Raw genomic sequence first — 11,493 nt, 5'->3', positions numbered from 1 at the left:
TCAGCGGTGCTTCCGGGGCTGGTTCGACGACCTCACAGCGGAGTTGATCTTAGGGGGCGAAGATCAGATACCCGCCACCGGGCCGGTCCAAACGACCAGGCCGGGTCAGCAGCCCTGCATCTGGCGGTTCTGCTCCGCCGTCGCCCCGAACATCTCCATGTTGTCGATCTTCCAGCGGCCGCCGTCGTCGATCGCGCTCACGCGGAGCATGGCGGTGCCGCCGCCCGACTGGTTGTCGGTGGTGCGGGTGGTGACCTGGTCGGCGAAGACCAGGACGGTGGCTCGGCCGTCCTTGAGGGACGACACGGCCGAAGACACCACACGGACCGTCACGACGAGCTTCTGCTGCGGCGCCACTTCCTTCACCGGGCCGAACACGGCGTTGTACTGGCACAGGGCCTTGCCGGTGAGCAGTTCCTTGGCCGCCTTCTCGGTGGACTCCACGTCGGCGAAGTTGTACGAGAACGACTTCTCGACGGCCTCGCGGATCTGGCCGTTCACCGCCGAGGTGGTGGCTGAGTCGACCAGGGCGGCGTCGTAGGACACCGACCGCGACTTCACCAGGAAGAACGTGCCCAGGCCCGCCAGCAGGAGCCCCACGAGCACCAGCGCCACCGGCAGCACCCACGCGACCTTGCCGGTCTTCTGAGCGGCCTTCTCGTCGGCCGGCTCGGCCTCCTCGACGGCGATCGGCTCGGACTCCTCAGCGGCGGCCTTCTTCTTGGGCGCGGCAGGCGGTGTCCAGTCGAGGGCTTCCGGGGCCTTGAGCTCCGCCTCTTCCGCCACCGGCTCCGGCACGACCTCCGGCGACGCGTCCTCAGAGGCCACGGCCTCCTGCGACACGTCCTCGACCGCGGGGTCGGCGGCCGCGCGCCGGTTCAGGCCGGCCACCTTCGGGCGGCCTCCTGCGGGCGGGGTGGGGATCGGGCGGCGGCGGGATGGAGGCACGTGCACTCGTTCCAATCAGCTCTGGCGGACTCAGACGCCTGCCCGCAGCGGACCCAGCTGGCTGAGCTTCCAGCCGTCCTCGGTGCGGGTGAGCTTGGTCAGGTACCGGTTGATCTTGGTGACCTTCTGCCCCTCTGCGGGGGTCACGGTGCTCTCGACGACGGCGATCATCGACGCGCTGCCGGCACGGTCGTCCAGCTCGGTGATCGCGGCGTCCAGGACCTTCGACGTCGTCACCGACTTGGCGTCGACGAGCTGCTTCTTGCGCGAGTCCTTGTCCTTGTCGATCTCCGCGCGCAGGTCGCCGGTGGACGAGTTGAGCCAGCGCTGGAGGTCCTCGTCGACCTTCTGGTAGTCCAGCGTCAGGAAGTTCGTGATGCCGACCTGGCCGGACCGCAGGGCATCGTCGCGCGTGGCGGCGTACGAGGACTCCGACGAACTGGCCGCCGAGTACCAGATGAAGCCGCTGAACACCGCGAACACGAACGCCACCACCGCGAAGACCGCGGCGGCCACCGTGAAGACCCGCACTACTTCTTCCCCTCTGGCAGACCCAGCAGCTGGCCGAGTGACGTCAGCAACGGCAACTCCGGCGCGGCCTGGCCCGTTGTCGGTTCCTGGCCCGGCTGCGTCGTCGCGTTGCCGACCGGCGTGGTCGGCGTTCCACCGTACGGCGCATTCTGCGAGCCTCGCACCGAGGTCGCCGACCCGCGCGCGAGAGCGCAGTACGCCTGCGTGTTCAACGGCGCGGCCGAGGTGTCTCCACCGGGACGGATGGTCGTGCCCTCGTATCCGACCGTGCACGGCATCGGGTCGAACACGTTCAACGCGAGCCCGAAGTGCGCCGACCCGTCACCTGGCGCGACGGAGAAGCCGCCGCCGACGGCGATGGGGTACGTCACCGCGATCTGTTCCAAACCATCGCGCCTGGTCACGAGGATGTTCGACGTGGTCAGCAGGTTCGCGAAGACCACCCCGAGGTTCGGTCCGCTCTCCTTGAGCAACGCCGACACCTGCTCGGACGCCGGTGGCACGGCCACGATCAACCGCCGCAGGTCGCCGTCGGAGGCCTTCAGCTGCTCGGCGAGCAACCGCAGGTCACCGCTGAACGACCGGATCGCGCCACCGGAAGCGGCCTGCGTGGCCAGCACGATCCGCCCGTCCTGCAGCAGCTGCGTGGTCTGCGGCAGGTGTTCCTTGGCGGCAGCGGTGAACGCCGCGGTGTTGTCGATCAGCACCTGCAGGTCGCCACCGGTCCCGCTGAACGCCGTGTGCAGCTCGTCGACGACCGTCCGCAGCGAGTCCGTCGGCACCGACGACGCGAAAGCGTCCAAATTGGACAGCAGCCCGTCGACCGGCGGCGGCGTCTTGGTGGCCGAGCGCGGAATGACCGACCCCGCCTCCAGGTACGGCGCGCCGTCGCTCTTCGGCCGCAGGTCGACGTACTGCTCACCGACGGCCGACCGGTTCGCGACGACGGCCTCGGTCTCGGCGGGCACGCGCGGCGCGTCCGAGTCGAGTTCCAGGTCGACCTCGATGCCGTCGGACGTCAGCCGCAGCTGCCCGACCCTGCCGATCGTCACGCCGCGATAGGTCACCTCGGCGTTGGTGAAGATGCCGCCCGAGTCCGCGAGCTGCATCGTCACGACCGTGGACGCCGACTTGAACAAGCCGACGTAGGTCGCGCTGACGTACGAGATGCCCAGCAACGCGACCAGCACGAACGCGCCGATCTTGAGCTTCGTCGACCGCAGGATCACTTGCGACCACCTCCCAGCAGCCCGCCGAGCAGGTCGCCCAGCCCGGACCCGGTGCCCTGCCCGAGGTTCGGCAGCGGGATGTTCGGCATCGGCAACGGCGTGCCCTGCGACGGGATCAGCGAGTCGATCGGCGACTGCCGCGACCGCCCGAGGTTGTCCAGCACCGTGCCGAGGTTCAGGTCGAGATCGATGAACGCGTTGGTGTAGTCGCCCTTGATGCCGTCGACCGCCTCGTCCGGGAACGGGTAGGTCAGCAGCAGCTCCAGCGACTTCGGCAGGTTCTGCCCCGACTCGGCGAGCTTGGTCAGCGTCGGCTGCAACGCCTTCAGGTCCGCCACGATGTCGTCACGGCTCCTGTTCACCGTGTCCGTCGCGACGTCGGAGAGCTTGTCCAACGACTGCAGCAACGTCACGAGCTGCGTGCGCTGCTCGGCCAGCACCTTCAGACCGGGCTCCAGGTCCGTCAACGCCACCGCGATCTTCTCGCGCTGCTGCGCCAAGGTCCCGGCCAGCCGGTTCATCGAGTCGAGCGCGCGGACGATCTCCGCCTTGTGCTTGTCGAGCTCCCCGACGAACGTGTTGAGGTTGCCCAGCAACGAGCGGATCTCCTTCTCGTTGCCCTGCATCGCCGCGTTGAGCTCCTTGGTGATGTTCTGCAACTGCGCGACACCACCGCCGTTGAGCAGCATCGACAACGCTCCGAAGACCTCTTCGACCTCGGGGTTCCGGTTGGTCCTGTCCAACGGGATCATGGCGTTGTCGGCGAGCTTTCCGCTGGCGTCCTTGGGCTTGCCCAGCTCCACGAACTTCTCGCCCAGCAACGCGGACTGACGCAGCTTCGCGAACGCGTTCGCCGGCAGCTGCACGTCGCCGTTGACCAGCATGGTCACCTCGGCGGTCCAGCCGTCGCCGGCCAGGTCGATCTGCTCGACCCGCCCGACCGGCACGTCGTTGACCTTCACGCCCGCCTGCGGCACCAGATCCAGCACGTCCTTGAACTGCGCCTTGACCCGGTACGGGTGATCACCGACGTCGGCGCCACCCGGCAACGGCAGGTTGTAGACGCCGTCGAACCCGCCGGAACCACAGCCCGACACGAGCAACAACGCCGTCAGCCCTACGACCAGCTTCCTCACTGGGGCACCCCCGCGAGCGGCAGGGGCAACGGCAGCTTGCCCGCGTTCAGGTCGCTGATGATCTCGGCCGGCGGCTTCAGCGGAATCGCGCCGGTCAGGATCGGCTCCAGCTGCTTGCAGGTGTTCGTCAGCACCGGCGGCACGTTGTTCGGCGTCGCCTGCTGGATCAGCTTGCAGATCAGCACGATCGGCGGCTGGTTCAGCTCGTTGATGTTCGCGCGGGTGTCGAGCGTGCCGGACGCCGCGTTGTAGGAGTTCTGCAGGTTGCCCAGGGCCAGCGGGGCGACGTCGAGGGTCTCCGCCAGAGCCGCCCGCTGGTTCACGAGCACCTGCGTGATCGAGGCGAGCTTGTCCACATTGGACTTGAGCACCTCACGGTTGTCCTTGATGAACCCCTGCACGAGTCCCAGCGCGGTCGCGAGCTCCGAGAGCGCCGCTCCCAGATCCCCGCGTTCGTCGGCGAGCATCTTCGACACGTCCGCGAGCTGCTTGTTGAAGTCGCGCACCTGGCTGTCGTTGGCCGCCAGCATCGCGGTGAACTTCTGCAGGTTGTCGACGGTGGCGAACAGGTCCTCCTTGGACCCCGACAGCGTGCGGGTGGCCTGGCCGAGGTTCCTCAACGTGTCGTTGAGCGCCTGGCCGTTGCCTTCGAGGTTCGCGGCCGCCGAGTTCAGCAGGTCCGCCAACGCTCCGTCGGCGTTCGCTCCGTTGGGCCCCAGCGCGGTCGTGAGCTTGTCGAGCGACGAGTACAGCTCGTCCAGCTCGACCGGCGTCGCGGTGCGCTCGCGCGGGATCACGGCGTTGTCGGCCAGCGTCGGCCCGCCGGTGTAGGCGGGCGCGAGCTGCACGTACCGGTCGCTGACCACGCTCGGCGAGACCACGACGGCCTGCGCGTTCTCCGGCACCCGCACGTCGCGGTCGACGGTGAACACGACCTTCACGGTCTTGCCCTCGGGCGTGACCTCGTCGATCGTCCCGACCTTCACGCCCAGGATCCGCACGTCACCACCGGGGTAGACGCCGACGGCCGCCGCGAAGTGCGCGGTGACCTTGCGCCCGTTCATCCCGTTGAAGACCCACCAGAGCCCGGCCGTGACGACCAGCGCCAGAACGCACGCGATCGCGATGAACCGCCCGACCTTGCTGTTCGCGACTTCAGTCATCGCTGCACCCCCGGAGGCAGGCAGCCTTCCTCGTTGAACCCGACGACGCCGAGGTTCACCGAGGGCGGCAGCAGACCGCAGATGTAGGTGTCGAACCACCGGCCGTTGCCCAGGGTGTTCGCGAACACCCGGTAGAACGGCGCCATCAGCGCCAGGCTGCGGTCGAGGTTCTCCTGGTTGCGCTCCAGGATCGTGGTGACCCTGCCGAGCTGCTCCAGCGCCGGCTTGAGCTGGTTCTGGTTGTCGTTCACCAGACCGCTGAGCTCACGGGCCAGGTCGCGCGTGCCGGTCAGCAGCGCGCTGATCGCCTCGCGACGCTTGCGCAGCTCGCCGAGCAGCAGGTTGCCGTCCGACAGGAGCTTCTCGAACTCCGCGTTGCGGTCCGCGAGCGTCTTGGTCAGCTGCCTGGTGTTGTCCAGGAGCTTCGCCAGCTGCTCGTCCCGCGAGGAGATCGTCTTCGACAACGCGGACAGGCCGTCGAGCGCTCCCCGGACGTGCTCCGGCGAGTTCTTGAAGGTGTCCGAGAGGACCGTGAAGCTGTCCGCGAGCTGCTTGGTGTCGATCTGCCCGACCGTCGTCGCGAGCCCGTTGAACGCCTCGTTCACGTCGTACGGCGCGAGCGTGCGTTCCTTCGGGATCGGGTTGCCGGGCGACAACGGCTGGGTGCCCTGCGGGTCCAGCGCCACGAACTTCTGGCCCAGCAACGTCTTGATGCGGATCATCGCGGTCGTCCGGTCGCCCACCCAGGCGTCCTTGACCTTGAACGTCACCCGCACCTTGTCGCCGTTGAGCTTGACCTTGGTGACCTTGCCGACCTTCACGCCGGCGACGCGGACCTCGTTGCCCGGCACCAGCCCCGCGGCCTCGCTGAAGTCCGCGGCGTAGCTCGTGCCACCGCCGACGATCGGCAGGTCGTCGGAGTAGAACGCGGCCAGCAGCAACAGGGCGATCAGTGTCAGGCTGATCGCGCCGGTCCGGATCGGGTTGCTCGTCTTCATCGGCGGCACCTCTGCTGTGTCACCGGCAACGCCGTGATCGGGATCGGGTTGTTGATGACCGGCGGCACGGCGACCTGGCCACTGGCCTCGCACAGGTAGAAGTTGAACCACGAGCCGTAGGTCGCGGTCCGCGTGATCGTCTCCAGCTTGGTGGGCAGGCGCTGAAGCATCCGGTCGACCAGCACCTCGTTGTCCCCCAGCGTCTTCGAGACGATGCCGAGCTGCGCGATGTCGTTCTTCAACGGCTCGCGGCCCTGCTCCAGCAGCCCGGAGGTGGCCTGCGTCAGGTCGCCGAGCGCGGTGATCGCGTCACCGATCGGCTGGCGGTCCTGCGCGAGCCCGGACACCAGCGTCTGCAACGTGATCACGAGGTTGTTGAAGTCCTCGTCGCGCGAGTTCACGGTCTCCAGCGCGGTGTTGAGGTTGTCGACGACGTCGCCGATCACCTTGTCCTTGCTGGCCAGGGTGCTGGTCAGCGAGGCCGTGTGCTGGAGCAGGCTGTCGATGGTGCTGCCTTCTCCCTGCAGCACCTGGATGATCTCGAACGACAGCTTGTTCACGTCGTCGGGCGAGAGCGCCTGGAAGAGCGGCTTGAAGCCGTTGAACAGCACGGTGAGATCCAGAGCGGCCTTGGTGCGCTCCAACGGGATGGTGCCGCCCTCGGCCAGCACGGCCTTGGTATCACCGGTGCCGGACTCCAGCGCGATGTAGCGCTGTCCGACCAGGTTGCGGTACTTGATCGTCGCGGTCACGGCTTCGGGAAGCTTGCGGTCGCCGTCGATCGAGAACTCCACCTCGGCGGTCTTGCGGTCCACGACCTTGATCCCGTCGACCTGCCCGACGCGGACGCCGGCGATGCGGATGTCGTCACCCTCGTTCAGCGCGGTGACATCGGTGAACTGGGCCTTGTACTCGGTGGCACTGGCCAGGTTCACGTTGGCGATGGTGATCGCGAGCAGCGACGTGGCGAGGATCGTGACCACCGCGAAGGCGATCAGCTTGAGCAGCGGAGCGAGGACGCCCTTCACTTGACGGTCACCTCCGTCCCACGAACCAGTGGCCCGAGCAGCAGGCTCGACCAGCCGGGCATGTCCTGCGGGTCGACGCCGACGCGCGGGCCGAAGAGCGCCGCGATCAACCTGGCCTCCTCCGGCGAGTTGGCGAGCCGCAGCACGTCAGCGGACTGCGGCACCGTCACGTTGCCCGCGGTGGCCGGCGGCAGGATCCCGTCGTTCGCGACGCGGGCGGGCGGCGGCGCGGTGGCACCGTCCTGCACCGGACCCTCCGGCGGGTACTGCGGGAACGGGTTCGGCCGCGGGATCAGGTCGTAGCAACGGGGCCCGCGCTTGTCCCTGTACTCGGGCTCGTCGAGGTTCGGCTTGTACTTGCCGCGGTTCTGCGTGATCTCCAGCGTGATGTGCAGGCCGGGCTCGTTGGTGCCCTCGCCGAACGCCTTGCTGATCACCGGCTCGAACTCCGCGAGCCCCTTGAGCAGGCACGGGTACTCGGGCGCGTACTTCGCGAGCAGCTCCAGCGTCGGGCGGCCGGTGTCGGCGAGCGCGATGATGTTGTTCTTGTTGACCGTGACGAAGCTGGTGACGTCCTGCGACGTCGTGGTCAGCGACCCGTAGAGCGCCAGCAGGTTCTCCCGCTGGTCGACGACGGTCTTGGTCGTCGTGGTCATGTCGTTGAGCGCCTGCAACAGATCTGGCGCCGCGTCCGCGTAGACGTTCGAGACGTCCGCGAGCTTGGAGATGTTCTCCTTCAACGCCGGCAGCTGCGGGTTGAGCTCGCCGAGGTAGGAGTCCAGCGACACCAGCGTCTCGCCGAGCGGCTTGCCGCGGCCGTCGAGCGCCTGCGACAACGCGGTCAGCGTGGTGGCGAGCTTCTCCGGCTGGATCGCCTGCAGCACCGGCATCAGGTTGTCCAGCACGCGTTCGAGCTCGATCGCGCTGCTCGTCCGGTCCTGCTCGATGACGGCGCCCTGGGTGATGGCCGCGCTCTTCTGCTGCGGCAGCACGAGGTTCACGTACCGCTCGCCGAACAACGTCTTGGGCAACAGCCGCGCACTGACGTTGGACGGGATCTGCTCGACCTTGTCCGGCAGCAGCGCCAGCTCCAGCTCGGCACCTTCGCCGCTGGTGCGGACGGCCTTCACCGACCCGACGATCAGCCCGCGCACCTTGACGTCGCTCGCGGTCTGCAGCTGGTTGCCGATGTGGTCGGTCTTGAGCGTGACCTTCACGTAGTCGCCGAAGGCGTCCTTGTAGAGCGCCACCGTGAGCGACAGGAACATGGCGATCGCGAGAAGAAAGGCGATGCCCAGCACGCGTTTCCTCATCCGGCGATCCTCACCGTCGTCGTCGCGCCCCAGATCGCGAGGCTCAGGAAGAAGTCGAGCAGCGCCGTCGTGACGATCGCGGTCCGCACCGCGCGCCCGACCGCCACACCGACACCGGCCGGACCGCCGGACGCGCGGTAGCCGTAGTAGCAGTGGGTCATGATGATCACGACCGCGAAGACCAGCACCTTGCCGAACGACCAGAGCACGTCGATCGGTGGTAGGAACAGGTTGAAGTAGTGGTCATAGGTGCCCGCTGACTGCCCGTAGAACTCCACGGTGATCGTGCGAGCGGCCAGATAGCTCGTCAGCAACCCGATCACGTACAGCGGGATGATCGCGACGAACCCGGCGATGATCCGCGTCGTCACGAGGAACGGCAGGCTGGGAATGCCCATGACCTCCAGCGCGTCGATCTCCTCGGAGATCCGCATCGCGCCGAGCTGAGCCGTGAACCCAGACCCGACCGTGGCACTAAGAGCCAGCCCAGCGACCAACGGCGCAATCTCACGGGTGTTGAAGTAGGCGGACACGAACCCGGCAAAGGCAGACGTACCGATCTGGTTCAACGCCGTGAAGCCCTGAAGCCCGACCACGGTCCCGGTGAACACGGACAGCCCGACCATCACGCCGATCGTGCCGCCGATGACCGCGAGCGCACCCGACCCGAAGCTGACCTCGGCCAGCAGCCGCATCGTCTCCTTGGAGTACCGCTTCAACGCGCGGGGCGTCCAGGCCAGCGCCTTGATGTAGAACGACAACTGGTCGCCGAATCCGTCCAGAGTGGACAGCACCTTGTTCGCCATCAGCTCCCCTTCGCGGGCACGACCTGCAGGTAGATCGTGGTGAGGACGAAGTTGACGAAGAACAGCAGCAGGAACGTGATGACCACGGCCTGGTTCACCGCGTCACCCACGCCCTTGGGCCCACCGGCGGGGTTGAGCCCGCGGTACGCGGCCACGATGCCCGCGATGAACCCGAAGATCAGCGCCTTCAACTCACTGATCCACAGGTCCGGCAGCTGCGCCAACGCGGAGAAACTCGCGAGGTAAGCGCCCGGCGTGCCGTCCTGCATGATCACGTTGAAGAAGTAGCCACCGAGCACGCCGACGACGCTGACCATGCCGTTGAGCAGCACGGACACCAACATCGCGGCAAGCACCCGCGGTACGACGAGCCGATGGATCGGCGAGACTCCGAGCACTTCCATCGCGTCGATCTCTTCGCGAATCGTCCGCGAACCGAGATCCGCACAGATCGCCGAGCCACCAGCCCCCGCGATCAGCAACGCCGTCACGATCGGACTGGCCTGCTGAATGATCGCGAGCACGCTGGCCGCACCCGTGAACGACTGCGCACCGATCTGCCGAGTCAGCGACCCGAGCTGCAACGCGATGACCGCGCCAAAGGGAATGGACACGAGCGCAGTCGGCAACACCGTCACACTGACGATGAACCAACTCTGCTGAATGAACTCGCGAAGCTGGAACGGCCGCCGGAACGTGGTCCGCACGACGTCAATCCCGAGCTGGCACAACTTCCCGGTCTCCCGCAGCGCACCGGCACCGGGGAACGAGGTCTGCGTGCTCACAGCACACCACCCTGCCGAGGCCAGGGGCTGGGCGAAGGCGCCGCCGCGCCGACGTGCACGCCGTACCGCACCTGCTCCTCAGTCGTGAGGCTCTCGATGATCCCTTGCTGAGCCTGGTGGGGCAGCTGATGGATGATCGACATGACCCGGTCCTTGCGCCGCCGCACAGCGTCCCGGAACGGCAACCCCGGCGTCGGCTCGATCTGCGGGATGATCCCCCGGACGTCCTCGGACGTGGAACCGTCCGAGTGCCCGGCGTCCGCGTGCGCCTGCTCGGCCGCCATCGTGGCCGTGTCCTTCTCCTCGGACATGCCGATGGGCCCAAGCCGCCGCCCGTTCAGAAACTGCTCGACCACGGGCTCGTCGCTGGTCAGCAACACCTCACGCGGCCCGAACATGACGAGCTCGCGCCGGAACAACATCCCCAGGTTGTCCGGCACGGTACGAGCAATGTTGATGTTGTGCGTGACGATCAGAATGGTCGCGTCGATCTGGGCGTTCAGGTCGATCAGCAACTGACTGAGGTACGCCGTGCGAACCGGGTCCAACCCGGAGTCGGGCTCGTCGCACAAAATGATCTCGGGGTCGAGCACCAGCGCACGGGCAAGACCAGCCCGCTTGCGCATACCGCCGGAGATCTCACCGGGCAGCTTCTTCTCCGCCCCGACGAGACCGACCATCTCCATCTTCTCGAGGACGATCCGCCGAACCTCGGCCTCCGTCTTGCGAGTGTGCTCCCGCAGCGGAAACGCGATGTTGTCGTACAGGTTCATCGACCCGAACAACGCACCGTCCTGAAACAGCACGCCGAACATCTTCCGAATCTCGTACAACCGGTGTTCAGAGCACCGAACCAGATCCGTCCCATTAATAATGATCTTGCCTTGCTCCGGCTTGAGCAGCCCCACCAGCGACTTCAGGAACACGCTCTTGCCGGTACCGGAAGGCCCGAGCATCACGCTGACCTCACCCGGCGGCAACGTGAGCGTGACGTCCTGCCAGATGGTCTGCTTGCCGAAGGACTTGGTCAGACCCTCGACGACCACCTCGACGCCCATCCGCACCTCCGCACACGCCCGAGGACGCCGCAGCGATCGGCGTCACACCTGGGCAACGAGTTCGTTCGCGGCAGGTTACTCACCAGTTGGCCTAATGGCGGTTGCGTTCAGATAACACCACACAGGGTGACCTCGCAAAACGGTCACGAGCCCCTAGACCACTGCCTGCCAACCGGTAATTACGAGACCAATGTGACCCCAAACACAGATCACCCGCAAGCCCACCGCGAAGCCGAAGGCGAGCCGTCCTTACCGAACGGGCTGGGCGGTGGGGTCCCGTCACGAGTCGCACCACAGCACTTGCTGCATGCGAGAAGGGGTGTCAAACGGACACGCTTTTCGTCCGTTTGACACCCCTTCTCGCATGTGGCCCGCTCTTGGTTCGGCTCGTGACGGGACCCCACCGCCAACGCAACTTCTAAGCAACCGGCGGCCGCCCAACGCAACAGGCGTGCCATCTACCTACGCGTGGCGCCCTCCCCCGATCAGATTGCCGGG

11 protein-coding genes are annotated in these 11,493 nt (G+C 67.0%); all 11 read right to left on the bottom strand.

The features are described from left to right. Nucleotides 1-105: 105 nt before the first annotated feature. From OG205_RS35910 to OG205_RS35860, 11 genes are read right to left on the bottom strand one after another with little or no spacing between them, the layout of a single operon-like run. Nucleotides 106-948, bottom strand: a complete 843-nt coding sequence (locus OG205_RS35910; RefSeq protein ID WP_330272326.1) for a hypothetical protein — start codon at nt 946-948, stop codon at nt 106-108. Nucleotides 949-978: 30 nt separating this feature from the next. Then, a complete protein-coding gene (locus OG205_RS35905) occupies nt 979-1,479 on the bottom strand; it encodes a hypothetical protein (protein ID WP_330272325.1) in 501 nt (166 codons plus the stop codon). Beyond that, nucleotides 1,479-2,708, bottom strand: a complete 1,230-nt coding sequence (locus OG205_RS35900; RefSeq protein WP_330272324.1) for an MlaD family protein — start codon at nt 2,706-2,708, stop codon at nt 1,479-1,481. Before OG205_RS35900 ends, OG205_RS35905 begins: the two co-directional genes overlap by 1 nt. Further along, the gene (locus OG205_RS35895) at nt 2,705-3,844 is read right to left on the bottom strand and encodes an MCE family protein (protein ID WP_330272323.1); all 1,140 of its coding nucleotides are present in this window, start codon (nt 3,842-3,844) and stop codon (nt 2,705-2,707) included. Before OG205_RS35895 ends, OG205_RS35900 begins: the two co-directional genes overlap by 4 nt. Next, a complete protein-coding gene (locus tag OG205_RS35890) occupies nt 3,841-5,007 on the bottom strand; it encodes an MCE family protein (protein ID WP_330272322.1) in 1,167 nt (388 codons plus the stop codon). Before OG205_RS35890 ends, OG205_RS35895 begins: the two co-directional genes overlap by 4 nt. Further along, on the bottom strand, nt 5,004-6,005 hold the full coding sequence (locus OG205_RS35885; protein WP_330272321.1) for an MCE family protein: 1,002 nt from the start codon (nt 6,003-6,005) through the stop codon (nt 5,004-5,006). Before OG205_RS35885 ends, OG205_RS35890 begins: the two co-directional genes overlap by 4 nt. After that, nucleotides 6,002-7,033, bottom strand: coding sequence for an MCE family protein (locus OG205_RS35880; protein WP_330272320.1), 1,032 nt, complete (start codon nt 7,031-7,033; stop codon nt 6,002-6,004). The genes OG205_RS35885 and OG205_RS35880 overlap by 4 nt, the downstream gene beginning before the upstream one ends. Further along, nucleotides 7,030-8,346, bottom strand: a complete 1,317-nt coding sequence (locus tag OG205_RS35875) for an MCE family protein (protein WP_330272319.1) — start codon at nt 8,344-8,346, stop codon at nt 7,030-7,032. The genes OG205_RS35880 and OG205_RS35875 overlap by 4 nt, the downstream gene beginning before the upstream one ends. Beyond that, nucleotides 8,343-9,152, bottom strand: a complete 810-nt coding sequence (locus OG205_RS35870) for an MlaE family ABC transporter permease (RefSeq protein ID WP_093606336.1) — start codon at nt 9,150-9,152, stop codon at nt 8,343-8,345. The genes OG205_RS35875 and OG205_RS35870 overlap by 4 nt, the downstream gene beginning before the upstream one ends. Then, nucleotides 9,152-9,937: an MlaE family ABC transporter permease gene (locus tag OG205_RS35865; RefSeq protein WP_330272318.1), complete on the bottom strand. Its 786-nt coding sequence runs from the start codon at nt 9,935-9,937 to the stop codon at nt 9,152-9,154. Before OG205_RS35865 ends, OG205_RS35870 begins: the two co-directional genes overlap by 1 nt. Next, entirely contained in the window at nt 9,934-10,995 is a 1,062-nt protein-coding gene (locus OG205_RS35860; protein ID WP_330272317.1) for an ABC transporter ATP-binding protein, read from the bottom strand. The genes OG205_RS35865 and OG205_RS35860 overlap by 4 nt, the downstream gene beginning before the upstream one ends. Nucleotides 10,996-11,493 lie beyond the last annotated feature (498 nt).

The sequence above is a fragment of the Lentzea sp. NBC_00516 genome, from assembly GCF_036346835.1.
Taxonomy (GTDB): domain Bacteria; phylum Actinomycetota; class Actinomycetes; order Mycobacteriales; family Pseudonocardiaceae; genus Lentzea; species Lentzea sokolovensis.
This window is presented reverse-complemented; position numbering and strand designations above follow the sequence as displayed.

Excerpts from the sequence above, each read along its gene's own strand:
- OG205_RS35870 (WP_093606336.1), bottom strand. The coding sequence starts at position 9,152 with ATGGCGAACAAGGTGCTGTCCACTCTGGACGGATTCGGCGACCAGTTG.
- OG205_RS35890 (WP_330272322.1), bottom strand. The coding sequence starts at position 5,007 with ATGACTGAAGTCGCGAACAGCAAGGTCGGGCGGTTCATCGCGATCGCG.
- OG205_RS35860 (WP_330272317.1), bottom strand. The coding sequence starts at position 10,995 with ATGGGCGTCGAGGTGGTCGTCGAGGGTCTGACCAAGTCCTTCGGCAAG.
- OG205_RS35885 (WP_330272321.1), bottom strand. The coding sequence starts at position 6,005 with ATGAAGACGAGCAACCCGATCCGGACCGGCGCGATCAGCCTGACACTG.
- OG205_RS35875 (WP_330272319.1), bottom strand. The coding sequence starts at position 8,346 with ATGAGGAAACGCGTGCTGGGCATCGCCTTTCTTCTCGCGATCGCCATG.